Source organism: Pseudoalteromonas luteoviolacea (assembly GCF_018100925.1).
GTDB lineage: Bacteria > Pseudomonadota > Gammaproteobacteria > Enterobacterales > Alteromonadaceae > Pseudoalteromonas > Pseudoalteromonas obscura.
This window is the reverse complement of record NZ_JAGJEH010000007.1, coordinates 214,437-240,227: the sequence shown is the minus strand read 5'-3', so window position 1 is coordinate 240,227 and position 25,791 is coordinate 214,437. Positions and strand designations below refer to the sequence as shown.

The window sequence follows — 25,791 nt, the reverse complement described above, 5'->3', positions numbered from 1 at the left end:
CAGGCTCATGAACATAAAAGCACTATTTAAATCAATGTTGCTGCGCAAGTTTGCGACGGGCTTACTCATATTTCAACTGGTTCTAACCATTGGTCTGGCATGTAACAGCCTATTGCTGAGTATTGATGCGAATGAAAAGTTATCTCGTGATGTTGGTTTTGACATGGAGAATGTGTTGGCGTTTCAAGTTCGCCCCACCTCAGAAGCCTTTTTGGACGCAGATTTCTTTTTGTCTGTTGTTGATGAAGATATGGCGGCACTGGCAAACCTCAATGTAGTAGAGATGGTGACATATACTAACCAGTTACCATTAATGCGCGGTGGAAATTATCACTCAATAGAAGATATTAACCACCCAGAAGATATGCCTGTAGAGCGTCAGTTCAGTGGCATACCTACCTATTATGTAGGGCAAGATTTCTTTAAGTTATTAGATACGCAAATGCATCTTGGAAGAAACTTCAACGCGGACGACAATGCAACGCGTGGGTATCTAGAATCCCCTGAATTTGAACCAAATATTGTCATCTCTCGGTCATTGGCTGAAGCGCTTTATCCGGGGGAGTCTGCGGTTGGAAAGCAAACTTCTGAAGGTCGTATTGTCGGGGTTGTTTCTGACTTTGCGATCAGGCCTACGCGCGCTTATCCGCACTACGGAATCTTTAAATTTCGCAATATGGCACGTGCACAATCTAGGTTGATATATATGGTTAAAGTGGCACCGGGCGATTTAAAACACACTAAGCAAGTGATCAGGGATGCGCTGAAAAAAGTACACCCAGAGCGTGACATACGCGAAATAATCACGATGGAAGATCATCATAGTGACTACTTTAAACAAGCAACCAGTTTGGCCACATTATTTAGTTTATTGACGGCATTTATGTTATTGGTAACGATGATAAGCTGCTTCGCACACGCGCATTTCCATGTTTCAAAGCAGAAAAAACTCATTGGGATCAGACGTGCATTAGGCGCGCGTAAAAAAGATGTATTGCTGTATGTGTTGAGTGAAAACTGGTTGGTGAGTGCGATTGCTGGAGGGCTAGGCGTGGTCAGTGTTATTGCCATTAATATGTTGTTAGCTAACGTTATTTTAATGCCTAAACCTGATGTAATGAGCTATTTGATTTGTGTTATTATCGTGTTTATCTCTGGTACTGCAGCAACTGGGCTACCAGCTTGGAAAACAACAAAAATAGCGCCTGTCACAGCGACTCGCACGCTATAAATAATAAGGAATCAACATGCAGCGGCTTGATAGCCGCTGTATGTTTGCAAAGCACGTATGAACACAATTCTCGTTGTTGATGACAACCCAGATATTTTAGATGCACTAGATTTGCTACTGAGTATTCACGATTACAAAGTACTGAGTGTGACGAGTGTAAAAGAAGCACTTTTGGCTGTATCGCATCAAAAAGTCGACTTGGTGATCCAGGATATGAACTTTAGCGAAGGCACCACATCAGGGGAAGAAGGCAAGCAATTATTTAGTGCGCTAAAAGAACTCAACCCGTCACTGCCGATTATTATTATCACTGCCTGGAGCCAGCTAGAAACCGCTATTTCATTGGTAAAGTCTGGCGCAGCAGATTATCTTCCCAAGCCTTGGGATGACCAAAAGCTCCTTGGTGCGATCAAAGAGCAGTTGGCGGCCAAAGTAACTCAATCAACAGAGTGCGCACTCGTTTACCAAAGCAAAGAAATGTCAGAGCTGATTTATACTTCTACCAAGGTTGCAGCAGCAGATATCAATGTGCTTATCACCGGCCCAAATGGCTCTGGCAAAGAAAAGCTAGCTGATTTTGTGCATCAAAAGTCTCAACGTGCGACACAACCCTTTATTAAGGTTAATATGGGCGCAATTCCACAAGAGTTGATGGAAGCAGAGTTATTTGGTGCGGAAAAAGGCGCGTTTACTGGGGCAAATCAAGCAAGGGCTGGACGTTTCGAAGCGGCAGATGGTGGTACACTATTTTTAGACGAAATTGGTAATTTACCGCTTTCAGGTCAAATGAAACTATTACGTGTTTTGCAAACGGGAGAGTTTGAGCGGCTGGGTTCAAATGTGACGCAAAAAGTGGATGTTAGGGTGATCAGTGCGACTAATGCAAATCTGCAGCTCGATATTAAAAATGGTGATTTTAGAGAAGATCTTTTCTATCGACTAAATGGAATGGAGTTGACTATTTTGCCACTCAATAAGCGCAGAGCGGACATTATACCGCTGGCGAACCACTTTATTGGTGACGCACACTCGTTGTCAAAAGATGCCGAACAATTCTTGATGCAATACACTTGGCCGGGCAATGTACGCGAGCTTGAAAATACCTGTAAGCGAGCACTGATTTTTGCTGAGGGGGACTGTGTAACCGCAAGTGCATTCCAAGGGCAAGAACAAACTTCAATACTGAGTGAAAAAGAGCACATGCAGCAGGTGTTGGACAAGCATAATTGGACAATTGCGCATGCGGCTCAGGAGCTCGGTTTAAGTCGTCAGACCCTTTATCGACGCATCGAAAAGTTCAAACTGGAAAAGAGCGATGACTAAGTTACTGAGCTTTTTCTTTTTGTGCCAAGTCGCTTTTTCTATTGCTGGGGTTGTATATGGCCCTGATTACCCGCTGGTTTTTTTACTGATTGGTACTGTGCTGTTTAGTTTAATTGGTTACGTGTACCACAGATACAATAAGGCACAGGCGAATATTCAGCGCAGTATTGAACAAGGCTTGTTAAGCCTGATTGATGGGGATTTTTCGGTCAGTATCGCGCCCAAAAAACACCCAATTTACGATAGTGTTTTTACTGTATTTAACCAGTGCGCAGAAAAACTGAGAAAAGAGCGGCAACATCTTTATCAACGTGAAATGCTGTTAGATAAAGTGCTTAATACATCGCCTGTGGTAACATTTTTAGTGAGCCCGGATCATAAAATCATTTTTGCTAACCGCGCTGCTGAGTTGATGTTTAATCACGGTGAGTCTTTGTTAGGGCACGATTGGTTAGCTATACGCAATGAGTTAGATGGCGGGTTTGCGGAGGCATTGCAAAATAGCGGAGAGAGCATTTTCACGCTCAAGGATGCCAGTGGTGAAGAGCAAGCATGGCACTTAGCAAAGTCAGGTATGCGCATTCATCAAGCGAGCCATACCCTATACTTGTTGAAAAGCATCACCCACGAGCTTGGTCGCCAAGAAGTACAAACTTGGAAAAAAGTCATCAGGGTACTCAGCCATGAGTTAAATAATTCCATAGCCCCGATCAGCTCCATGTGTCATTCAGGTCAGTTACTGGCGCAGAATCTAGAAGAACCTCGCCTAGATAGAGTGTTTAGCTCTATATCGCGGCGGATCGGTCATTTAAATGAGTTTATCAAAGGCTATGGTGAGTTATCCAAACTAAAGTTACCTAGCAAAACATTAATTAGGTGGCCAGCGTTGTTAGAGCAATTAAACGCTTTGTACCCATTTGAACTGACAAATGAGATCCCTGAATCTGCCCTGTATGCCGATGAGCACCAGCTGGAGCAGGTACTGATTAATATTTTGAAAAATGCCCATGAAGCACAAAGTGAGCAAGCACAAACGCCATTAGTGCAATTACGCTTTATTGAACTAGAACGACAGGGAATTACCATTGAAGTGCGAGATTTTGGCACCGGTATGGCTCAAGAAGTACTGGAAAACGCCCTGCTACCGTTTTATTCGACAAAGCACTCTGGAACTGGGCTTGGTTTAGCATTGTGCCGCGAGATCATTGATGCGCATCAGGGTAAGCTCGCTTTTCGCAATTGTGAAGATGGCGGTGCCATTGTCAGTGTTTATTTGCCATGTTGATCCCCAGTAATAATAGGCCCACTGTAACAAGGGCAGGCATTGCATAATCTGACTTATATATTCATAGTGTTATTTATTTTATTTGTACCTTTAGTGGCCGTTGGATCCTCATACCGCCGAAAAATGAGCAAGGTACATACTAGGAAATCACTCAGCGCCAGCATAGTGATTTAGTTTATCGGCAGTGCTAAGGTAAAAGAGGTACATTCACCGAGTTCCGATTGAAGCGATAAACTGCCACCAAGCCGCTTACTCAAGTTGTAACTCACCGATAGGCCCAGTCCGCTGCCTTGACCAACTTCTTTGGTCGTAAAAAATGGGTCAAAAACCTTCTCTTGAATATCCAAGGGGATCCCTGGGCCATTATCTTTCACTGTAAGCAATAGCATGTCATCAGCTTCTTTTGAGCTTAGTTCAACAAACGGGTGGTCATTACGACATTGCGCTACGGCTTGAAAAGCATTTTTCAGTAAATTGGTTAAGATCTGCTGTACAAATCCAGGATTAGAAGTTGGCTGGCAAGTATGCGAAAAATTGGTTGTCACTGAAATTGCGCTGGGGTTTTGGTTGTTCAGTAACATCAAGCTTTGCTCCACAACTGTGGCAACGTCTAGTTTGGTTTGGTGTTGATTATTTGGCGCTGTAAATGATTGCAAATCTTTGATGATTTCGCTGACTCGGCTTAACCCCATTTGAGATTGGGCGACAATTTCACGGATATCATCATAAATAAAATCAATATCCGATTGTCCTCGATAGTCACTGATTTGGTTTTTAATTTCCGCGCCAATATGCTGATTGCCAACTTCAACGGCACTCAAAAATTGGTCGTGTAAATTTTGCAAATTAAGGATGCTGTCTAGGTAATTATCCATTGAGCCAAAGTTACTTAACACAGAAGAGAGTGGGTTATTGATCTCATGGGCGATGCCTGCTGCAAACTGGCCGACAGTTGCCATTTTTTCACTGTGAGCAAGTTGTGTTTGGGTTTGCTTTAGCTTAATCAGCGCTTCTTTTAACCTTTTACATTGCTTCTTCAAGCGCCGCTCTGATTCTTTTCTTTCTAGTAAGATGGTTAATTGCTCTGCGGATTTACTGACAACGTCTATCTGTCGCATAGACACTGAATCCATTGCTTGTTCATCAATGAAAAACACCATTAACTCCAGCACTTTGTCGTAAACAACAATAGGAAATATAAGATAACTACTGAGGTTTGCCCCCAGCAATTGATTAACCGAATGAAATGTTTCCTTACTTGGTAAAAGGTCAATTTGAGGCTTTTTTTCTGTAAGTGAACGAGCTAGATAGGCGGGCAAAGTTGGCAACCCAAAAGCATCAGTCAGTGCCTTTTCTACCAATTGTTGCTGTGGCCATACTTGGCTTAGCTCACCGTCATGTTGATTGCTGATCTTAATTCTACAATGTGTTGTCGCACAGGCGATGTTGGCAAGGGATTGCATAAACGTAAGCATGACTTCATTAATGTCGTTATTGTTCCTATGTAAGTGGGCGACACTCATCAATAAATCACTTTCAGCCTTGTGCTGTGCGTTAATTTGTAAAAGTCGTTGCCAAGCTTTGAGGTTGCGCTCGATGACGCTTAAGTTGAAGGCTTCTTTGTTTTGAGCAAGGCTAATAAAGCTGGCGATATCATAGTTTTCAATCCAGCTTAATGCATCGGGCATACGCTCAGGTTGGTGCGCAACAATAAATATCATGTCCTTGTCTTGGCAACCGACTCTGACATATTCCAGTAACTGTTCAGCTAACTCTTCTGAGTCTGTGTCTTCTACGTTTAGCACCAGAAGCCCTGGCTTTTTCTTACGTATAAGCTTTTTGCTTGCTCTTAAGTTAGTGGCAGTTTCAACATTGCAATTAAGTTGTTTTAAAAGTGTTTCCAGGGACGTCGAATGTGGGCCAATGCTCAAAATGGTGTGCTGTTGTCTTTCCATAATCATTGCTGTTCTTGCCTTGTATTTTTGTTAACTATAGCCAATGATTACACTTTCTGTGCAAAGGTATTTGAGTGGCCATTACTAGGAGCGTAAGGGTATGAAGCTAGTCAGGTTGGTATATTTTAGTCAGGCATCTCGCAGTATGAGCTTGTCGGATTTACGTAATATTTTGGAAACGGCTCGATCTAATAACGATGAAATTGCGGTATGTGGCATGCTTTGTTTTGAAAACCAGTTCTTTTTGCAAGCCTTAGAAGGGGACAGAGAAGCCGTTAATGAACTTTATCTCGATATTGCCGATGATCCAAGGCATGAAGAAGCAACCATTATCAGTTACGACGAGGTAGAGAGCCCAACTTTTGCAAAGTGGCAAATGGGCTATGCTGGGGGCTCTGAATCTTTTTATGAGTTACTACGTAAAAACGGCCAAACCGAGTTTGATCCCGAGCAAATGAGCCAAACTCAGGCTCTATCTTTTTTAATGGATATGGCCGCTTTTCAGACTGATATATAGGTCGATTGTGTTTTATCTTACAGCTTTCTTTGTTGATTGAGTTCGGGCATTGCTCTATACGCTGTTGTTTTAGACTATCAAGATATGCGCTGTATGAGTGTGTGCCGCAGTCAACCAGTGCTGGTTTGCAAGCCTGAGAATAGCTAATGCTGATCTGGGCTCTTTAGCTCAAAGAGATAGAGTTGTGCTTTTAAATCGGTTGTAACTTGGTTTGTGAATTTGTCTAAACCCATATAGTTAGAGTCTTGGGTAAGCTAAATTTTAATCAACTTGTTTTTTAGAAAACAATGTACTCAACTGAGTCGGTTTTGCTGTAATTACGTCAAGGCCATTGTCTATGAAATGCCACGACTTTGGCATAAATGAGGGAGCGGCTTGGTTGGAAGAATGAGCTGATACATACTTTAATCAGCTCATATTAGATGATTTGGGCAGTAAAGATTAAGCCATAAACTTATCTGCCCAATTTCAAATTAGTTAGGGCTTACTGTTACTGTGATAGTATCAGAGTAAGTACCTGCGTCATCTAGACCGTTTGACTGAGGCGTGATTTTAAGCGATGTAGCTTGAGTTTCACCAGTCACACCTGTACCCGCTGTCGTTGCTTTTGAATGCTTGTAAGTACCAGTCTGTAAATCGATACCAGAAGTATCACCGATGTTTAGTGTGTAAGCGATTTTACTACCTTTCGCGTTGTTTGCGACTAGGAAACCACCGTTTGCAGATGTGTACTCTGTCGTTGCATTTTCGCCAGTGTTACACCATACATCTAGAGTACCGATTTCTTGCGTCTGCTGAGAAGAATCAAGCTTTAGACCAGTAACGCTGTTGCTGCTACCGCTACTTGTTTTACACATTGGTGCGATTGTACCTTCGAAAGTGAATTTAGCTTCAGTACCTGAGATATCTGAGACAGCAGCTGCTGCGGTGATTGATGTGAATGCAGTTGCAGCGAATAGTGATTTTAGTAATGCGTTCATGGCTTTTCCCCTTAAACAAAACACGAAGTAGTTTTTATATCTAGTTTTCAATTCTAGGCGTCGTTGCCTAGTTGATATTTTAAAAGCAAAGGGTGTGCCAAGAATGAAATATTATTCCAAACTTTTTGTGCTCTGTGTGATAAAAATTCATTTAACCTTTTATTATCATATGCTTACCTGGGATATACAGTGAGTGATAAATTATCTCGATAATAGCCAGCTGGCATTAGCTCGACATTGCCCAAAACAAATTCAAAGCCATACCACTTATTTTTGACACCTGAATAAAAGTTGTAGCTGCGATTAAGTTGCTCTGATGACGATATTTTGACGTTATCAAAGGCGATGGTGTAATCAATCAGTGCTCGAGTGTTGGTTTCATGACGCAATCCATTGAATTCAGAGTCCAAGACAATATCGTAAGAGCTATTGCTGAGAATTTTAATGCCCCAGTAAAAACGCATATTACTTTTCAGTTCGCCCAAGTTGATCTGGTATTGGCCATGACCACCGGATACTTTGCCTTTACTATTATTATCCAGTGATATTGACACTTGGGGCTCAGAATAATAAGTCATGTCTAGATATTGCTCTTCTACGACTTGGTTGTTTCTAACAACTGATACTTTAATGGCACCGTAATATTCACCTGCTGGGAATAAGCTGTAATGCCTCAGGCGCACCCACATTTGAGTAGAGCGATCTGTGAGCTTTGACTTCCAAATACCATTTCTCACTTTGATTTTTTTAAACTGAGCATCAAACAGCTTGGCGTATTTATCCTGAGTAGGGCCTTCAAAAACCATTGAGTAGTAGTAGACATCTTCAACCCATATCTCATCGGCGCAGTCGAGTAACCTATCTGACACCTGCACTTTAAGGGGTAAAAAGACTGAAACACGATTTTTGTGCTCAGTAATAATATCGCTGGGATTGGAGGTGGCTAATAAATTACCGTAGCAATTGCGCCAGTTAGCCTGTGCTGGTGAAGTGAACAGCAGATAACTCAAAATCAGCAATACCAAGATCTTGAACTTCATCAATGTGCGCCTCCTTTAGGCTGGGCTGGTTTTAATACTACTTTACCTATTCTGACAAACCGCTGTTCGGTGTCAGCAATATTCAGTTGTCCGACTAAGTTATTCAACTCGATGTCAAAATGACCCAAGCTTATTCCTTCTACCACAAAGCGCCCGGCGCGGTTGGTGAAAAACGGCCAACTTTGTGCTTGGGGATCGGCGGACTCGGCGTTTTGCTGTTTTACAATACGCCCTCGTTTCATTGCAATTGGTGTGCCTTTATCATCAACTAAGGTGCCAATAATGGTATATGATAAGTCAGACCCTATTTGAATATGATGGCCTGTTGCTGCGCCTCCTACTTTAACATAGATGCCAGGACCCCAGTCGTAGCCAAGTGGGGCGTCAGGTACATCAATGTTAAGCTGAGTTTTACTGTAGCCGTTACCTAAATCAATGAGAGCACCTATATGGTTGCTTGGTTTAGTTTGCGCTCGCCCAGTCCTATCAACATTTATCAACACATCTGCATCTTTAAGTGTATTGTGTTTGGTCACTACGGCAAATGGCGCGGTGGTGGTCGCCCCCATACCAAAGTGGCCATCAGCAACACCTAAGCTGGTTGATAAGTTCACACTGGCGCTACTGTCTGAACGAATGCCAAAACGGGAATGGTTGTTGGCACTGATATCTGCTCTGACAAAAGCGCCTGTATAACTCGCTTCTAATTGCTCCTGTCTAAAGTCTTCCCCTTGCTCAGCCAGTACTTGATAACCATAGTCATTGACGAAATTGTGATTGGTTTTTGCGTAGCTGGCACTCGATACCTTGGTGCGACTGTTGTATTGGGCTCTTGCACGATTGCTATTTTCACGGCTGTCGTAATTCCAAGTAAAGTTGAGAAAGAACTGGTTGTCAGGCTCAATTCTATCATCTTCACTTTGGGTATGGTTGTAACCCATTCTCAAGCGAATTGTCTCATATCGAACATTAAATTCAGCGGTGATGCTGTCAGTTACAAAGTTATCATCGTTTTGGGCACGCGTTGCGTTGAAGTTCAAGTCCATATGTTCATTAATAAAATAGCTATAATCAACAAATGCACGGTTGCGGTTGTTTCTGGTATCGAATTCAAGCCAAGGGCTGCTGGTAAAGTCATGGCTGATCTCGTACCCCAATCGGAAGTTTGGTGAGCCAACATTACCGTGACCGAAAATACTATGTTCAGTTTCCAGCGAGTAGATACTGCCCACTGTGCCATTCACTTCACTTTGAGAGTAGCGCAGCGAGAGATTACCTATCGGGCTATTAATGGTTGCCAGTGTACCCAGCACATGGCCTCGCGGGTGCACAGCGCCATTGAAACCAAATGTAAAGGAATCGCTTAATCCGTATTCATATGTACCAGATATGATTAAGTCGTCGTCATAGTGAAAACGTTGGTCTTCAAGAGAAGAGAGATAACCAACTGACAGTGAGTAATCACTTAGTCCTTTTGCTAGCAATCTAGCATTGTAATGTGTTGTAAAATAAAAATCTTCTTTTTCGCCATTGGGGTAAGTTGCAACCACGTGAATATTGTTCTCCCCTGATGTGAGCGGCAGATCACTTAGGTCATATCGACCCGCTTTTAAACGCAATCGGGAGATCAAAAAATCATTGATGTAAACTTCGAGCAGAGCAGCGCGAGGAAGCACAAACTGTTGGCTATTGCCGGGTGTGATACGACGTTGTGGTTGCAATTTAGAGTAAGCTTTCTCAATACTAAATCCAGCCAGTTGGGCACCAGGTAAGTGCCCTGCGCTATTCATGCTGGTGTCGCCTAATGTGTATCGCAATGGCTTATCTGGTTGATCATAGTAAAATGCTGTTTCTCCTCGATAAACTTTACTAGATCGCTGATTGCCATTTTCCCAAAACACAGAGCTTTTCATATTGATGCCGTCTCCGCCGCCAATATTTGCATCTATTAGCCATTCCAGTTGTGATCTATGGTCATGGTTGTTATTGGTTCGTTCATGATTCAAGTTAAGGTTATTCAAAACCGCCCACTTTGCTTCTCCCTCGGGGAGTTCAAAGTGCTTTTGTCTGCCGTACGACAAGCTGTCTGTGGCCATTGCCGCTTCTGACAGGGACATTTCAATTGTCAGGTCTTGTGGCTGTAGGGTGAGCTCAATCCCTTTAGCTGAGAATTCAGCCGGTGTGATGGCTGTGTCACCAAGCTCGGTTAACCATGCCAGTATTTCTTCGCTCAACACCGACTGCATTTTGTCTTTAAACTCGGTAGCGGCAATCGATTTCAACTCTATTCCATCGGTAGCGGCAGAAACTTGCCCTATCTCGGCAATGTGCAGCCGCACAGGAAAGTCCATCTCGAAGGTGGCAGAAAATGTCTTAGAAACCCAAAATAAAAGAAGTGCGTATAACACACACTTCAAATCAATAGGCCGAATATAAGCGCCCAAAAATAACATAGATAAAGCTACTTTTTATCGAATAGGTTTATTAGCTCTGCGCTTTTGGAAGGCTTGTCTGTAATGATGGGTTTTAAATCAACTTCCATCTTGTGCCCAGGCATAATGAAGCGCCCAGATGTAATTGATTGCAGTTGCGCCCAACTAATGACTGTTTCGCCTTGGTGGAAGTGGTAGTCAAAATGAGATAAGTCTAATACTCGGTTACCTTTGTTAGCTATTGTGAGCTTGCAATCATCGGTTTTTTCGCAACGGATCTCACTTTGCTGTTGCGCTTTTATGCCATCAGGGCTGACAAATACTAGGGTTGCAAAATTAAATACCATTTTAACCCCTGATTTATCGTCTTCATCTGGCAATGGTAATTGTTTAAATACAATTCGGTAAGAGTGGGTTTCTTTAAGCTCTGGCGAGCCCAAGTACTTGGCGCGGAAAACTTGATAACTTTTTGCTTTTACTTCGACTTGCGGTGGTAAAACAATAAAGTCGTCTTCTGCAGGTACCAGTATTTCCTGTTGGTTTTCATCAAATGTACGCTTATATACTTCTATTTCGATGGGTAATGTGTTTTCACTAGGGTTTTGCAAACGATAAGTGACTAATGATTTGTTACCATGTGCAGCTAAGTCAACAATCATGGGTTGAACTTGATAGGCCATGGCAGGGATTGATAACCAAAAAAGGAGTAACATTAGTAAACGCATTTGACTTCCAACAAACAAGCTTGATTATAAAATTTGCTATACGATACCGTTACTATATGTTAATACAAGCATAAATTGCTCGCTCAGTAAAAAATATGAGGGTTTAAGTATTCTACTAAGCGAAATTCATATGTAAATACAGCTTCATTTAGTATCTTTCCTTTTTAACTTTAATCAATAATTTCAATGATGTGGAGGTTTTTATTGCGTTAATTGAGCGAGTAACTAAGAGTTAACTCTATTTTCGTTATGTTATTAATTAAATGAGACATTCCTGCCACCAATTCAGCACTCGATGCAACTGCCAACAGTTTTAGACAATCACACTACTGATATTAAATAAATCATTGATTTTATTGGTTTATTGACAAATCCTTGCCGTTTTATAATGTAGTTTTGGCTTACATAATAAAAAAGGAGTTAGTATGAAGTTAAGACAAAAAATAAGTGTGATCTATGTTGGCATATTGCTGACAATGACAAGCACTTCTCATGCCAGTGACAACGCAGGCAGCGCTGTGCAGACTGAGTTTACAGATAAAGCACAATATCAGGCTGCTTTGCCGGATATTATTGAGTTTAGTGAGTTTGTGCATAGGGTACGTTATTTCTACCCGAGTGAAGTTGTTTCAGATACTCAGTGGGACTACTTTCTAGAGCATGTCATCAGCGATATGGTAAAACAGCCTGCTACAGCGCGGATGCAATACGCCATGTTGGAATTGAAAAAGGTTGCCCCTTACATTGAGGTCGACAAAGGTAAGCTTCCTGTGTTGGATAAACAAGGGGCTGCTCGTACTTGGTACAATGGAGCCGCTCGATGGTTTTATGTATATGAACGTACGCTATTATCAGATAAACCTGAAGAGCTAAAAAGCTCAATGTTAACTGCAAAGTCTGATTTTTATAGTGATATTTATGATAGCCAAGCTGTTTATTGGCCCCTGTATTTAAGTGAACAAGATAGCCTCGCTGGTAAGGCATTTAAGGAACAAAAAAGAAACCTGTCATTGCACCAACCAGCAATGTGCATGGCTGCTCTGAGTTCAATTTGGGGTGAGATCTATCATTTTTGGCCGTACTTTGAACAAGTAGATGTAAATTGGCAAGATAGCCATTCGGTGCTACTGCAGGCGTGTATTGATGAGCCAGGCAATTTTGAAACGACAGCGCGTAGAGAGCTGAGTAAACTGCAAGACAATCACCTCTACTTTGGACTCCCTGAGGAATATTCAGCTTATGGGCAGTATAGTTTACCAATTCGACTACAACAGATAGAAAATAAAGCGATCCTTACTCACAAAACAGACTATCTATCGCAGCAAATCGATATTGGGGATGAACTACTTGCAATTGATGATGTGCCTGTGGCTGAGCTGGTAAATGAAATGCTAGGCACTAGATTACGTAGTAAACATTTCGAAAGAAGTATCGCAATAGCTCAGCTTGCCTATACATATCAATCCCCGGATCTATACAAACTTACTTTCAAAAAGCCAAGTGGAGAAATAATCACCACCACTACGGCGACAATACATAACAAAGTGATAGGTAGGTTTTACAACAACCAGACACAACCGCCACTGATTAAGGAGTTGGGTGATGGAGTTGTAGCCCTGCGTCTTTATGACATCAAAGAGCAAGCACATTATGACGCTGCAAAGGAGAGGCTTAAAACTGCCCAAGCGATAGTTTTGGACATGCGTGGTTACCCAAAAAACTTCGCATTAATTCGCTCTCTTCTGGGTTATTTCACTGACGCTAAAGCGACAATTGGTCCTTTTAAGCAATTTGTCCAGAGGTTACCGAATCAGGCAGACCCTCACACTTTGTCTTTTGATCTCGGTGTCCCTCTAAATGAAAAGCTATATGACGTGCCTACTGTGGCCATATCTCAAACCTACAATCAAAGTTCTGGTGAACATTTTTTAATGATTGCTCAAAATATGGATATTCCTATTGTCGGTGAGGTAACAGCAGGGATTAATGGCGATATTATGTTTGGAACGGTGTTTTCCGGCCAAGCTAATGGTGGGGTAACATATATATATACTGCCTCTCGTTCTGATCAGGTTGATGGGAGTAAGTTGATTGGAGTGGGTATTCAGCCGGACTACTTAGTACCAGCCACACAAGCATCTATTGTGGAAAGTCGAGATGTTCAGATGGAAAAAGCAACTCAACTTGTTCGTCAGGCGTTAGCACGTTAAGGTTCTAGCGCATATTAAACTAGCAAAAAGTGGTGCTATGAATAGTTCCACTTTTTTACCGCAGCTGTTTCACTGTATGTCTTTTTGAAGAAGTAGCTTAAAGCCCGCACTTGAGTTTAAAGTGAAATTATGTTCTAAACCGATTATAGCCAGAGCCAAACTCTACTTATTATCTAAATGTCTCAGCCTAAAATGTTAATTTTAGATTTAATGTGGTTTTAAATTGGTAGTTTTATAAAGCTGGGAAGGTAATTTAAAAAGAGATAAATCTATTTTATAACTGAAATTATCTCTTTTTATTTTAAAGTTTACTTGAAATTGTATTTTAGCATGCAGCAGATGGGCAACAAGCCGTTTGATTGCGATCGGTATGGATTAAAGTGTTACAGTTTTGAAATTTATTAGAATAGTAGTTGTTTGTGCAGTTATCAGTAAGGCGACCGCCAGCAATTGCTGGTGTAGCTTGATTAGGAAGCTGCTTGTTGTCTTGGCTTAGAGATTTGATTTTTTTCTTATTTAGAGAAAGCTTCATTATTAATCCTTAATTTTTATAAAACACTTTATTGTGTTGGTTATTACCTTAGAGGTGTTTTTTTATGTTGTAAATAGTTTTCTTTAGGTTTTTTTGTGTTTTTCACTGCTTTATAAATTTTTCATAAATGAGATTTTAGTTTTCTTAAGGTTTTAAAGAGTTTCTTTTTTGTTGAGGAGTTTTTCATGATATGAATTGTGCTTAATTTTCAATTAATGTTGTTAGCATGGTTTATGATTATGTGAGGTTTAATAACAGGAAGTTAATAGCCATTTTTGAATCTATAAGGTTGCGATTAAGCTTTTGTGGTTGTTTTTAGTTGCTGAGTCAAACTTTTGATTGAATTCTTCTCGCTTTGTTGAGTATTTAATTACTCAATTTAAGGTAATAGTCCGAAATAGATATCATTAGTGATCTATACAGGTGTGGGCGACATACGCTTTGTTAGTGTACTAGTGGGCGTTGAGTTTTTGTGAATAAAGGCGAGCTTTTATATCTCTTGTCACTGTTTTTTCATGATTTTTTCTAATTTCTCTCAGTTTTTTAGCGAATTTTGTCTATGCTTACCAAAGCTAATTTCAACTGAATTTCGGTTGGTTAGCTGTCCTTTCGAGGTGTGTTTAGGTTATATGTTTATGAGAGTAGAATCTTCATTTTATCTTTACACGCCTATCTTTATATTTATATAAATTGCATTGTAAAGAAAATACTCAGTGGCATTTGTAAAATGCAAACCTAAAGTTAGCAGGAATTTAATGCAGCCTGAGCGTTAGACTGCCATATTAGACAGTCTAGCTCGTACAGAATTAATGTTGCATCATACGTTTAAGCTGCGTAATCGCTGCTTGCATTTGTATATCTCGACTCTGTTGAATCGACTCTTGAGTAATAGGTGTAAGGATATCTGGCTGAATACCCACACCAATCAGCTTACTGCCATCGAATTGATTGGATAAAGATCCGGTATATCGAAACGAAATCCCTCCATTTGCATGGCCACCAAATAATTGAGCATGGACGTGTTCGCCGTTAATACCAGCAGTGACCTCACCTACAATAGGTATACCCATTGATTGAACCCATTGCATCATATGTTCTCCTGCACTTTGGTTATTGCGTCCAGCCATTGCTACTATCGGGACATTAAATAATTGTGGTGTAGCTGGTGTGGGTGAAAGTTGTTCAGCTTTGAATGCTTGTTCTCGGTTTGGCAATAGTTGGATAAAAAATGAGAATTCGCCAAGTTTCAGGGGGTTGTCAGTGAACATGCCCAGAGCTTGATTGGTCAACATCAGGTTAGATGGGTATCCACGCATGTCCAATATCACGCCGTGACTGTCTGCTAAAGCTAGCTTTGCGGTCTGCAGTGCGTCATGGTTTGACAGTTTATGGGGCCTGAATACTGTTATTCCATCACCTAGCTGCTGAATGACTGAGCCGTCTTTTGCTGGTCTGTTAAATGGACCTATTACGTTGTCGTGTATTGATGCCGTTGAAGTTGTGATGACTCGACCGTCAGGCTTTTTGAATTCTAGGTCAACGAGCTGTGGTGCATTATACAGCCTTGGTAACATTCGAGTGGCCATGATTTCAGCTCTATGTACACTTTTAAGTGTTTGGTTTTTATAATTTTCAATGAGTTTATCGGTAGGCGTACCGTCAATTGAAATAAGCTCATCGCCTATCTCTGCTTGTAGCGTTAAATATGACGTTTTATTAGTAACGATTGCTTTTCCCTCAATATGGTCAATATCTAGGGGGAGTCGATAGAAGTTTGATTCACGATATTCTCTGGGTAACCCGACCCATACATGGTTGTCTTGAAGCTTAGTAAACTCAGTTCTTATTACTTGTTCTAATTTATCAATGTCACCCAAACACCCATTGAGTAACTCGACATGGCTTGATTCCCAATCTACTGATACTTGCTCAAAATAAGGCCAAAAATGATGTATTTCACCCCAGATGGAGCTTACAGCTGCCATACATGTCGCAGGGTCTTCCAATGATACTGGCCCGTCAATTGAATGATGAACCTTACCTAGATGAAGATCTTGTTTACGGCTAAATAGTGGCCAGTGGAGTTCCTGTCCATTATACCAATCGGAGTAAACCAGCGCATTTGGCGCTGGAATATATTGTGGGTCAGATTTTAATATTACTCTAAAGAAAAAGTTGTATTGACGAGGCCCAAAGTTTATCCAGTGATAAAGCTGTTCGGACTCTTTTAAGTCAGGTAGTTTGCTCTTTTCGCGTTCGATTAATGGAGTAACTGATTTTAGTAGGTTTAAGCCATGTTCTAAGCGATCTTCAGTGGGGAGCTTTAGTATTTCTGATATACTATATTATAAAAAATACTCCCATTGCGTCGCATTATTTGTTTCACTTGGATAAAAATATCTTATTCTGTGTACTAGCTCAGCAAATTCAGCAATGTCTTGAATCACGGCCTTATCATAAGTAGTGCTTAATGGTTGGATGTTTTGTGAAGAAAATACAAAGTTTGAAGAGAAAAGTAATGAAAAAGATATTAATTTATTTATTTTGTTTTTATTGAAATACATGCGTAATCCTTGCTTTTTGTATTTTATGTATTTCCATTTTTATAATTGGTTTGTTTAACAGTCAATGTTTATTTATTGGATTTTTTTATTTAAATGGGCTGGCCAGTGAATTAAGCCGGCCCATTAATATTTCAAAGTTGGCAGTTAGCTTCTCCTATGTAGTGCCAACTGTTTAACCCCTTTTGAATATGGGCCGCTGCTTGTTGTGGTGAATTACCAGAGAATACTTGCTTTATGGCCTCTGCAACAAGTTGTTGGTAACTAGGTATACCTTGATTTAACGAAGGTGCGGTAAATAAGCTCGCATCATAACTTTGCTCGTTAAGCAGTTTTGCTTGAGCACGCAAGTTTGCACTGTTAATTTGCACCTGTCCTCCGTAAGCCGGGATCTCATTTAGCGTGTTGGCAAATAAGTTGGCGAATGTTTTAGTGGTAGTAAAATGTAGCACTTTTTGAGCAAGTTCTGCCTGCTTGCTTTTCGCATTGATTTGATAGGTACCATCTGCAAATCCATAGAAATGTCCGCTTTCGCCTGGTACTGGCCAAAAATCAACTTTGTAACTTTTATCAACTTGGTAGAAAACAGAGTTTGGCCCTGCACGCCAGCCACCATCTAGTGCAATCGCCGAGTTCCCCAGCGCTTTGCTGGTCCCCATACCGTGATAGTCTTGTGTTAAAACATTTTGGTTGATGTAGCCTTTAGCATACCAGTGCTTTAATGTTTCGAGTATTTTGAGGTAGTCAGAGTCGGTAAAACATGCTTGACCAGCTATAAGTTCTTTAGCGCGAGAGGCGTTGAGTAGACCCGCAGTCATGACCTCGGCAACGACTTGAGACAGATACCATTGGTCACTAGCCATTTGCAGTGGTGTCACATTGTGGCTTTTAAGTTGTGCAAATAAACTTTCCAATTGCGATATGGTGCGAGGCTGAACTGTTAGACCATGTTTGGCGAGCAACTTTTGATTGATCAACATGCCCTCAAGTTGCATGGCAAATGGGACACCATAGATTTTAGAATCAGCACCAGTTGCAGCAGGTAGTGCGTTTGGGTTAATAGAATCAGGTGGAGTCGACTGTGCTGTGATCACGCCGTGTTCAATCAATGGTGCAAGGGCAGCAGCCCCTGGCATCCACTGGAATAGGTCGACGCGACGATTTTGAACCGCTAATTGGATATGTGCCTGATAAGTATCAAAGTCGATGACTTTTACATTGACTTGAATGTCATTAAGAAGGTTTTGGCGATTGATCTTGTCCCATAGCAGCAGCTCTTGTTGGCGCCATGTATAAAGATCAAGTTGTTGCTTGGCACTGGCAAAAGCTGGGTAAGCAAACAGAAAAACAATGAGGTATATTAGTCTAGCTTTGATCATTTTGATTGCACCTTAAACTGTTCGTTCATCAATACAAGAGCGCCAGAAGCTTTATCCAGCTCTGTGGCTGCGGCATTATTATGTTGAATTTGATCTAGTGTCTGTAACGACAACCCATCGATGTTTTCGATGCTGGTACTGATTTCCTGAGCTGCAATATGTTGTTGTTTGGCCGCTTCGGCGATGACTTCATTTAACTGATGTGCATTGCTTACGCCCTGCGCAAACTCTTTGATCTGAATATCAATTTCTCTAGCCATTTGCGTGCAAGATTCAGTGTTCTCAACAGAGCTGTGAAGCGCTTTTACAGCGAGCTCCGAAGAAGAAAGGAGCTGGTTAATCTTGCTTTGAATTTGTTCAGTGGAGGTCTGTGTGCGCATCGCCAACGTTCGGACTTCGTCGGCAACGACAGCAAATCCTCTGCCGTGCTCAGCTGCACGAGCCGCTTCTATGGCTGCATTGAGTGCCAGCAGGTTGGTTTGATCGGCAATGGTATCGATGACATTGACAACTTCTTGAATTTGACGGCACTCTTGGTCAAGAGATGCAACAACCTCTGCTGCAGAGGTCATATCACCGCGTAACTGTTCGCTGAGGGTTTGGTTTTCAAGCACTAACCCCTGCGACTGAGTGGCTAGTGCATCTGCATGAGCCATAAGTTGGGTGGCTTGTTCGGCGGTATCTGAGATTTCACTGGAGGTTGCTGTCATTTCAAGAACTGCACTGGCAACTTGAGTCGTTTGATCTTTTTGCTGATTGGCAATAGCGGTGGTGTGTTGGGCACTGGTCGATAAAGTATCAACTGACTCATTAATGTGTTCGGATTGGGTTTTAATGTCAGTAATGATATTAACAAAAGCAACCCGTAGACTTTGCAGCGATTGGCGAAGTTGCGCGAATTCATCTTTACCAGCGATCGTAATTTGTTCTCCTAGGTTTCCTGTCGCCAGTTTTTCGATGTCAGCCACTGTTTGCTTCAATGGTCGGCTAATACTGCGGGTAATATAAAAGGCCGTTAAGATGCCAAACATGAGGGTGGTCAGTGTCGCCAAAGAAATCCAAGTGAAGCTAGATTCAACCGAAGCGGTGGTTTGTGACTCAACAGTTGCACTAAAGGTTTGGCTAAGCTGGCTAATGTGTGCCATATCAGATTTTAGTTGTAGTAAACCGGCTTCTACCTGACTTAGGTTGTCTATCAACACATTTTTACTTGATAGGTAACTGCTTTGCAGTGATTTGATACCATCTTGTTTGCCTATGATCCAAGCCAGCTCAGTGGCGACTGCCCCCATTGGCGTAAGAATATTGCGCTGTAATGTGGTATTTGGCGACAGTGTTTGCAGCTGATAGCCACTTTTTACATAATCATCTAGCCACAGTTTATACTCTTTTGATAGTGCTTGAAGCTCTTGTAAGTTGTTGATAAGCAAATACTGTTTTGCGATGGAAATGCCGTACCTTAGCTGGCTCAAAGATGCTGTAATTTGCTGATTTTGTCTGTAGCGCTTATATCGTTCTGTTATGTTCCCCAGCTGCTCATCTAGCTGGCGGATCTGACTCTGGTACTGCTCTAAGGTGGCTTTGTTCTTCAGCGCGGCACTTGCGACATTCATTGATTTCTTTTGTGCATTAAATACTTGCGCTTTGCTGGTTTCAAACTGTTCAACGACGTGTAGCTTTTCATCATTATTTGGCAGATCGGCAAACAATCTAGCCATTTCATCAAGTTGCTGCTGGATCTTTTTCTGATATGCATTGATGGAACCTTCCAATTTTAGCTGTTCAGAAATGGTATCTGCATGGTAGTGCTGATAAACAGATAAATTGAGTTGGTCCAGCTTGCTTTCTACAGAATTTACTTTTATATCAATTGGTTGAGCTACTTGTGTTACTTTTTTCAAATTACTGTTGATCTCAGACATTCTGAAAAGAGAAAAGACGCTGATGGCAACCATTGCCAGGAGAACTACCGTGTATCCGACTGATATTCTTGATATTACGGATGCTTTGAACATGGTATGGGTAACTTATAGATAATACAGGTTTAAATTTTGCGCAATGGTAACACTGTCTATTTTAAAAGAACCTAGCCTTTATTCAGTATATTTAAACAATAAAATGTAATTTATCGCAATCAGATTGTTGAGTAAGTGTTTAGTCTGTGTTGTAAGAGTAAAAAAGTGACTTTATTCGTAATTTAGTGGTAATCAAAACTGATTTTAACGGAGGGGTTGTTGCTTTGATGTAATAAAAGGGGCTTACGCCCCTTATTAAAGTGTTACTTATTTTTGATAAACGATTTCACCATCAAGTAGCGTCATCACGACTTGGGTATTGGCTATTTCTTTTACCGTACTGTCGAATAAGTTTCTATCTAATACGATCAGGTCTGCGAGTTTACCGACTTCAAGGCTACCAACCAGATGTTCTTGTCGCATGGCGTAGGCACTATTAAGCGTGTAGGCCTCAAGCGCTTGCGTTAATGTAATGGCCTGTGGTGTGCGCGTCATTGCATTGCTGATACCAATAAAGGGGTTAAATGGACTTACATTCCAATCACTAGATAATGTGAGGGTTGCATTATTGTCTACCAAGCTTTTTATTGGCACTAAATCTTGAGAGCGCTCGCTACCAAGTAAAGGGGTATTTTCTGGCCAGTGACTTGGGTCGGTAAAGTCACCTGCAACCTGCGCATCAGCGATTACACCAAGTTTGGCAAAACGGGTGTAATCAGCAGGGTCAACAACTTCTAAATGCGTTAATCTGTGTCGAGCTGTGCCAGAAGAAGCATTTTCTATGGCGTTGAGCGCTTCATGTATACCTCTGTCTCCAATTGCATGGATATTAAAATCAAAGCCTGTTGGTTCAAGTGCTTTTATATACTTCTCCAAACGAGCTTGTGTGAAGTAATTGAGCCCTTTGTTTCCATCCAATTCTAACCAATCTTGGTGATAGGGTTCGTGCATTGCAGCTGTGGTATTGATCAATATCCCATCGACATAAAATTTGACTTGATTAACCTTAAGCAAACTCGTGGGATCTGCTTGGTAGAGAGACTTAAGTTTACTTAGTTGAGTGGCATCATTCATCTGAGGATATGCCCACAAGCCCAAATGTGTTCTGAGTGTGAGCTTATCTTCATTTGCTATTTTTAACCAAGTTTCTAAGTGCCCACGCTGCCAGTATGTTCTAGCATCGCTAATCGATGTGATCCCTGCTTTGTTAAGTGCCGGCATTGTATACTCTACCAGTCCCAAATAGTCGTTTTGCTGGGTATTGGTGAGTGAGCGCATGGCAAGCTCCATGACCTGGTTTCCTGCATTATCGTAGAGAATACCATCCAGATTACCTTGCTCATCCCGGCCAATTACGCCGCCAATAGGGTCTAGACTTTCAGAATGAAGCCCTGCTAATTCAAGCGCTTTACTGTTTACCCACATGGAATGTGACGTCTGCTCCATAATAATTACTGGGCGATTAGGGACCGCTTCGTCCAGCACGGCAATGGGGTTATCTTCCATTTCTAATAGTGTGCCAATAGCGTGTCCGTAACCAATTAGCCATTCGGCATTCGGATTTTGGAAAGCGGCTTCTGCAACTAAATTGATGTAGGTTTGCGCTGAAGTGGCTTCTGGAATTGTAAACTGGGTTGCGTCAGAGCCTGATTCCAGAGGGTGCATATGAACATCATGAAACCCAGGCATGACCATTTTGCCTTTGAGATCGATAACTTGGGTATTGTCACCGATATATTGTTGTGCCTGATCACTGGTTCCGACAAATACAATTTTATTATCGGTTATTGCAATTGCCTGAGCCCAAGGGGTTTTTTCATTTACAGTATAAATACGGCCATTGGTGAAGACCATTGTCGATTGTGTTTGTTCTGGTTGCGATTGCGATTGCGATTGCGATTGTTGAGGCAGAGCTGTTGTACTGTTTGCTGTATTGCCATTTGTGGGATTATTAGCTCCAGAACTTGAATCTGAATTACACCCTGACATACATAGGCCAGCTACTAATAACGGAATTAAAGACATATTTGTGACTCGCATAGTTGACTCCTGTTTGATGGCACTACAATATCAGTGGCATGGTAACCACAAGGTAACAGTGTAGAGGTTTTATGCTCGTTTTGTTGGTAGAGGATGATACTTCCTTGGCAGCCCAATTAATTGACTTTTTGCAATGCGAGGATATCGAGGTGGATTATGCCACGTCTATTTCGAGTGCAAAAGAAATAGCTGCTAAAACAAGGGAATATATTAATTATGACGCCGTGATCCTCGATATGGATCTGCCCGATGGCAGTGGCTTGAGTTTGCTATCTACACAGATATTGGGTCAAGGTGTACCGGTATTATTTTGTACTGCCGCCACATCACTTGACGATAAACTCGCTGCTTTTTCTGCAGGTGCGCTCGATTACATAACTAAACCGTTTGCTTTACCTGAACTGGCTGTTCGGTTAAAGATATTAGCGCAAAAAAAGCCATCAAGTCGCACTGAGGTTTTTAAATTAGATACTTTAGAGGTTGATTTTAGCTTGAAAATTGCGAAGCGTAACGAACGAGTTTTGGTGTTGTCTCCGCAGCAGTGGCAACTTATATCCTTGCTGGCCAACCACAGCCCCATGCCAGTAAGTAAAGATCAGATCTTGGACTATATCTGGCCTGATCAAGATGTGAACAATAATATGTATAAATCATTGTTAACGCGTCTGCGCCGCAATGTATCTAAACATGATGAAGTGGAGTTGATCCATACTATCAAGAGTCAGGGGGTGGTGCTAAGGAGCGAAGGTGATTAAGCAACAGAGCTTTGCGCGATATTTCACAGTCAGGCTAGGCATTTTTTTTGTAGTGTTTATTGCCCTTTGGATCCAAGTTGCAACTTGGGTTTATCACTTTGCATGGGATGACACGACTGAGCACTACCTGTATCAGGACTTAGATTTGGCGCTGAGTGGTCAATTATCAATGCCTGTGATAAGCGACGAGAAGTATATTGGTATACTGGCTAATATGCCCGTTGAGTTTCAACATATATTGAGCACACATGATGTGGAGTTTGAACATACATTTCTCCTGCCAAGTGCAACTGGGGATATGTATGTACTCAAAAGTGAAGGACACAGTGGAGAGCCGCTGTACGTTATTCATTTTTTCTCTCATCAGGACTCGCCCAGTTTGTTGCCTATTTTTTTGATTTTGAGCGGCTTTATGTTGTTTCCTACGGGGTTTTTAGCGTGGCGAATATGGCGCTCAATAAGCCAAGATATTAATGTGCTAAAGTGCAGCTTGGAAAAAGATAATGAGCACACAATTAGATTTGTTGAGTTAGCTGAAATCCAATCCTCACTTAAAATGGCAAGGTTTGCGCAACGACATGCACAGCAGCAAGAGCGCTTGTTTTCTTCTTTTTTAAGTCATGAGGTACGTACACCGCTCACGAGAGTAAACAATAGCATTAGTAGGCTCCAACAAATTGATGATATACCACTTGATGCACTGGACGTGATCGATGAACTTGAGGCTGGGCAGCGTGAGTTGGCTGAGACGGCGGATGCGGTGTTGTTATTGTGCCAGCCAAACAAAGCTAAGTTAGAATGTAAAGCGCTTTTTCCTATGTTGTCTCGGTGGCAAAAGTTGTGGGCACAGCGGGGTCTCGAAATTGAGTTGCTAGAAACGGAACAGCTATCAGAGCAATCAATCCAGCCAAGACTCTTTTTGTTATTATTAACCCAAGTGGCAAAAAACGCGCTCCAGCATGGCGAGGGAAAGTTGACGGTAAGGTGTTTGAAACAGGGTTTTGAATTTGAAAATAAGCGAAGTTGCATGCAAGCAAACTCAGGACACGGTCTTGGGAGTAAAATCATCACTCAAGTAACTGAGTGTTTTGGTTGGAAAGCAGCAGTGCACAGGGGAGACTGGTACCTGCTGCGTGTATCGTGGTAGGTGAGTCGCTACTCAATTTTTATCTCGGTATAGACGGAGTTCGCAATAAAACAAGCCTCGTGGGCTTGATGATGCAGGTTGTCAATTGTCTGTTTATCTATGGATTCTTTTGATTGTTGCCATGTAACACGAGGCTTTAATATAACTTCCGTCATCGCCATTTTTCCATGCGCATTTTTGCTCATAATGCCAGTTGCACTGTCTTCATAAGACTCCACGATATAACCTGACTTGGCCGCGAAGTGTAAAAAAAACAACATGTGGCAGCTAGAGAGTGAAGCCACAAATGCTTCCTCTGGGTCGACATTGTCTGGTTTTGAATAAGGTAGCGGAACCACTGAAGGCGATGAAGAAGCATCAATAGTGACTCCCCCGTCAAATGACCATGTATGAGCTCTACTGTATTTGGCATCAATAAACGCCTCTTCTGATTGACGTTGCCAAAAAATAGTCGCTTGATAGATAGACATAGGGTTCTCCTCAAAAAGTGATACGAACACTTTTTATTCACAAGGTTTAGTAAAGTTGTACTTAAGTATGTAATTGACACGGCATTAAGAGAAGCGATAATAGCTCAAATTGAAATGAGCTAAATTCATATCATGAGCAGCTTAAATTTATCACTTAATGCATTACATACGTTCTCTGTCGTGGCAAAAGAGCTTAATTTTACTGTCGCCGCGAGTATGCTTCATATTTCTCCTAGTGCTGTTAGCCATCAAATGAAATTGTTAGAAGCCCAGCTTGGGATGAGTTTGTTTCATCGCAAGTCGAAAGGGGTGACTTTAACACAAGAAGCAGAGCTGCTAGCGGATCATGTGAACAAAGGCTTTAATCTACTTGAATTTGGTATTGAATCGACCAAGCGTGCGAACACAACAGAGCGTGTTGTTCTTGCGGTGATCCCCTCATTGTTAGAACATTGGTTGATCCCCAAGCTAGGTGATTTTTACCATCAATTTCCGCATATTGAGTTACAACTAATTGCACAAGATCAGCTAATTGATTTTAATCGTCACCATGTGCATGCACATTTGCATTTTGGTCATGGGCAGTATCAAGGATATAACTGTACTCACTTGGGCGCAGAATGGATTTATCCTGTATGTTCACCAAATTACTCAAAAGAGTTAGGTAAAAATGCTGAGTTATTAAGTTATCAGCATGGTATAGAAGATGCACCAGGGAATATTGACTGGAGTAATTGGTTTTCATATCAGTCAATTAATATGGAGTGCCAACCCGTAAATAGAGGCTTTAGCCAAGTGGGGCATACTTTGACAGCGGCACAATATGGACAGGGGGTGGCGTTAGGGTGGCACGTTATTGCGAGTGAGTTAATAAAACAAGGTGCCTTGAAAAAAATGCAGTTTGAACCCATCGCATTGCCATTTTCCTATTTTCTGGTAACGCCCCATCAAACTTATCAAAGCAACGCGCTGCAATCTTTGCTTCAGTGGCTGCAATTACAATTTGCTGATTCGCGACCATGTGTTTTTTATAACGAATAAACGGCACGGTTTTATCACTACATGGTGAACGCAAATATCTTAGCTTATTTGATTGAAATAAATATTGTTCTACGTAGTAAATTCATTATGTTATGTAGATTAGAGGAGTAAATGCAGAGTTGCGATAAATGCTCATATCATCAGTAAAATGCT

Annotated in this window: 19 protein-coding genes; 8 read left to right on the top strand and 11 right to left on the bottom strand. The window is 41.5% G+C overall.

The window, feature by feature from the left end; all coding sequences use genetic code 11:
• Positions 1-7: 7 nt before the first annotated feature.
• The 3 genes from J8M00_RS16560 to J8M00_RS16550 are packed head-to-tail and all read left to right on the top strand — an operon-like array spanning position 8 to position 3,839.
• On the top strand, positions 8-1,231 hold the full coding sequence (locus tag J8M00_RS16560) for an ABC transporter permease (RefSeq protein ID WP_211011647.1): 1,224 nt from the start codon (positions 8-10) through the stop codon (positions 1,229-1,231).
• Between the two features lie 57 nt (positions 1,232-1,288).
• The gene (locus tag J8M00_RS16555; RefSeq protein ID WP_211011646.1) at positions 1,289-2,554 is read left to right on the top strand and encodes a sigma-54-dependent transcriptional regulator; all 1,266 of its coding nucleotides are present in this window, start codon (positions 1,289-1,291) and stop codon (positions 2,552-2,554) included.
• Positions 2,547-3,839 (top strand): sensor histidine kinase, encoded by a 1,293-nt coding sequence (locus J8M00_RS16550; RefSeq protein WP_211011645.1) that lies wholly within the window; start codon positions 2,547-2,549, stop codon positions 3,837-3,839. The genes J8M00_RS16555 and J8M00_RS16550 overlap by 8 nt, the downstream gene beginning before the upstream one ends.
• A 170-nt stretch (positions 3,840-4,009) precedes the next feature.
• On the opposite strand, the gene J8M00_RS16545 is transcribed toward J8M00_RS16550, so the two are convergent.
• Entirely contained in the window at positions 4,010-5,794 is a 1,785-nt protein-coding gene (locus J8M00_RS16545) for a sensor histidine kinase (protein WP_211011644.1), read from the bottom strand.
• A 100-nt stretch (positions 5,795-5,894) separates the two neighbouring features.
• On the opposite strand from J8M00_RS16545, the gene J8M00_RS16540 reads away from it, so the two are divergent.
• The gene (locus tag J8M00_RS16540) at positions 5,895-6,311 is read left to right on the top strand and encodes a BLUF domain-containing protein (RefSeq protein WP_211011643.1); all 417 of its coding nucleotides are present in this window, start codon (positions 5,895-5,897) and stop codon (positions 6,309-6,311) included.
• A gap of 473 nt (positions 6,312-6,784) precedes the next feature.
• Here J8M00_RS16540 and J8M00_RS16535 read toward each other — a convergent pair whose 3' ends face one another.
• From J8M00_RS16535 to J8M00_RS16520, 4 genes are all read right to left on the bottom strand, one after another.
• Positions 6,785-7,291, bottom strand: a complete 507-nt coding sequence (locus J8M00_RS16535; protein ID WP_023398226.1) for a hypothetical protein — start codon at positions 7,289-7,291, stop codon at positions 6,785-6,787.
• Between the two features lie 173 nt (positions 7,292-7,464).
• A complete protein-coding gene (locus J8M00_RS16530) occupies positions 7,465-8,331 on the bottom strand; it encodes a hypothetical protein (RefSeq protein WP_211011642.1) in 867 nt (288 codons plus the stop codon).
• Positions 8,331-10,784, bottom strand: a complete 2,454-nt coding sequence (locus J8M00_RS16525) for a fimbria/pilus outer membrane usher protein (protein WP_247687428.1) — start codon at positions 10,782-10,784, stop codon at positions 8,331-8,333. The genes J8M00_RS16530 and J8M00_RS16525 overlap by 1 nt, the downstream gene beginning before the upstream one ends.
• An 8-nt stretch (positions 10,785-10,792) precedes the next feature.
• The gene (locus tag J8M00_RS16520) at positions 10,793-11,488 is read right to left on the bottom strand and encodes a fimbrial biogenesis chaperone (protein ID WP_211011641.1); all 696 of its coding nucleotides are present in this window, start codon (positions 11,486-11,488) and stop codon (positions 10,793-10,795) included.
• 425 nt (positions 11,489-11,913) lie between these two features.
• Between J8M00_RS16520 and J8M00_RS16515 the strand changes: the two genes are divergently transcribed.
• The gene (locus J8M00_RS16515; protein ID WP_211011640.1) at positions 11,914-13,698 is read left to right on the top strand and encodes a S41 family peptidase; all 1,785 of its coding nucleotides are present in this window, start codon (positions 11,914-11,916) and stop codon (positions 13,696-13,698) included.
• A 325-nt stretch (positions 13,699-14,023) separates the two neighbouring features.
• On the opposite strand, the gene J8M00_RS16510 is transcribed toward J8M00_RS16515, so the two are convergent.
• The 5 genes from J8M00_RS16510 to J8M00_RS16490 form a co-directional block, all read right to left on the bottom strand.
• The gene (locus J8M00_RS16510; protein ID WP_211011639.1) at positions 14,024-14,230 is read right to left on the bottom strand and encodes a hypothetical protein; all 207 of its coding nucleotides are present in this window, start codon (positions 14,228-14,230) and stop codon (positions 14,024-14,026) included.
• An 806-nt stretch (positions 14,231-15,036) separates the two neighbouring features.
• Positions 15,037-16,215, bottom strand: a complete 1,179-nt coding sequence (locus J8M00_RS16505; RefSeq protein WP_211011638.1) for a S41 family peptidase — start codon at positions 16,213-16,215, stop codon at positions 15,037-15,039.
• A gap of 710 nt (positions 16,216-16,925) precedes the next feature.
• A complete protein-coding gene (locus J8M00_RS16500; RefSeq protein ID WP_211011637.1) occupies positions 16,926-18,170 on the bottom strand; it encodes an ABC transporter substrate-binding protein in 1,245 nt (414 codons plus the stop codon).
• A complete protein-coding gene (locus tag J8M00_RS16495) occupies positions 18,167-20,185 on the bottom strand; it encodes a HAMP domain-containing methyl-accepting chemotaxis protein (RefSeq protein ID WP_211011636.1) in 2,019 nt (672 codons plus the stop codon). The genes J8M00_RS16500 and J8M00_RS16495 overlap by 4 nt, the downstream gene beginning before the upstream one ends.
• Positions 20,186-20,452: 267 nt before the next feature.
• The gene (locus J8M00_RS16490; RefSeq protein WP_247687426.1) at positions 20,453-22,225 is read right to left on the bottom strand and encodes an amidohydrolase; all 1,773 of its coding nucleotides are present in this window, start codon (positions 22,223-22,225) and stop codon (positions 20,453-20,455) included.
• 71 nt (positions 22,226-22,296) lie between these two features.
• Between J8M00_RS16490 and J8M00_RS16485 the strand changes: the two genes are divergently transcribed.
• Entirely contained in the window at positions 22,297-22,980 is a 684-nt protein-coding gene (locus J8M00_RS16485) for a response regulator transcription factor (RefSeq protein WP_211011635.1), read from the top strand.
• The gene (locus J8M00_RS16480; protein WP_211011634.1) at positions 22,973-24,127 is read left to right on the top strand and encodes a HAMP domain-containing histidine kinase; all 1,155 of its coding nucleotides are present in this window, start codon (positions 22,973-22,975) and stop codon (positions 24,125-24,127) included. Before J8M00_RS16485 ends, J8M00_RS16480 begins: the two co-directional genes overlap by 8 nt.
• Before the next feature lie 8 nt (positions 24,128-24,135).
• On the opposite strand, the gene J8M00_RS16475 is transcribed toward J8M00_RS16480, so the two are convergent.
• Positions 24,136-24,597 (bottom strand): OsmC family protein, encoded by a 462-nt coding sequence (locus J8M00_RS16475; RefSeq protein ID WP_211011633.1) that lies wholly within the window; start codon positions 24,595-24,597, stop codon positions 24,136-24,138.
• A 132-nt stretch (positions 24,598-24,729) separates the two neighbouring features.
• On the opposite strand from J8M00_RS16475, the gene J8M00_RS16470 reads away from it, so the two are divergent.
• A complete protein-coding gene (locus tag J8M00_RS16470) occupies positions 24,730-25,638 on the top strand; it encodes a LysR substrate-binding domain-containing protein (protein ID WP_211011632.1) in 909 nt (302 codons plus the stop codon).
• The last annotated feature ends 153 nt before the right edge of the window (positions 25,639-25,791 follow it).

Bases quoted from the DNA above. Each gene is read 5' to 3' on its own strand.
- J8M00_RS16505 (WP_211011638.1), bottom strand. From the start codon at position 16,215: ATGGCAGCTGTAAGCTCCATCTGGGGTGAAATACATCATTTTTGGCCT.
- J8M00_RS16500 (WP_211011637.1), bottom strand. From the start codon at position 18,170: ATGATCAAAGCTAGACTAATATACCTCATTGTTTTTCTGTTTGCTTAC.
- J8M00_RS16475 (WP_211011633.1), bottom strand. From the start codon at position 24,597: ATGTCTATCTATCAAGCGACTATTTTTTGGCAACGTCAATCAGAAGAG.
- J8M00_RS16495 (WP_211011636.1), bottom strand. From the start codon at position 20,185: ATGTTCAAAGCATCCGTAATATCAAGAATATCAGTCGGATACACGGTA.
- J8M00_RS16530 (WP_211011642.1), bottom strand. From the start codon at position 8,331: ATGAAGTTCAAGATCTTGGTATTGCTGATTTTGAGTTATCTGCTGTTC.
- J8M00_RS16485 (WP_211011635.1), top strand. From the start codon at position 22,297: ATGCTCGTTTTGTTGGTAGAGGATGATACTTCCTTGGCAGCCCAATTA.
- J8M00_RS16470 (WP_211011632.1), top strand. From the start codon at position 24,730: ATGAGCAGCTTAAATTTATCACTTAATGCATTACATACGTTCTCTGTC.
- J8M00_RS16555 (WP_211011646.1), top strand. From the start codon at position 1,289: ATGAACACAATTCTCGTTGTTGATGACAACCCAGATATTTTAGATGCA.
- J8M00_RS16550 (WP_211011645.1), top strand. From the start codon at position 2,547: ATGACTAAGTTACTGAGCTTTTTCTTTTTGTGCCAAGTCGCTTTTTCT.
- J8M00_RS16490 (WP_247687426.1), bottom strand. From the start codon at position 22,225: ATGCGAGTCACAAATATGTCTTTAATTCCGTTATTAGTAGCTGGCCTA.
- J8M00_RS16540 (WP_211011643.1), top strand. From the start codon at position 5,895: ATGAAGCTAGTCAGGTTGGTATATTTTAGTCAGGCATCTCGCAGTATG.
- J8M00_RS16545 (WP_211011644.1), bottom strand. From the start codon at position 5,794: ATGGAAAGACAACAGCACACCATTTTGAGCATTGGCCCACATTCGACG.
- J8M00_RS16520 (WP_211011641.1), bottom strand. From the start codon at position 11,488: ATGCGTTTACTAATGTTACTCCTTTTTTGGTTATCAATCCCTGCCATG.
- J8M00_RS16560 (WP_211011647.1), top strand. From the start codon at position 8: ATGAACATAAAAGCACTATTTAAATCAATGTTGCTGCGCAAGTTTGCG.
- J8M00_RS16515 (WP_211011640.1), top strand. From the start codon at position 11,914: ATGAAGTTAAGACAAAAAATAAGTGTGATCTATGTTGGCATATTGCTG.
- J8M00_RS16525 (WP_247687428.1), bottom strand. From the start codon at position 10,784: ATGTTATTTTTGGGCGCTTATATTCGGCCTATTGATTTGAAGTGTGTG.
- J8M00_RS16535 (WP_023398226.1), bottom strand. From the start codon at position 7,291: ATGAACGCATTACTAAAATCACTATTCGCTGCAACTGCATTCACATCA.
- J8M00_RS16510 (WP_211011639.1), bottom strand. From the start codon at position 14,230: ATGAAGCTTTCTCTAAATAAGAAAAAAATCAAATCTCTAAGCCAAGAC.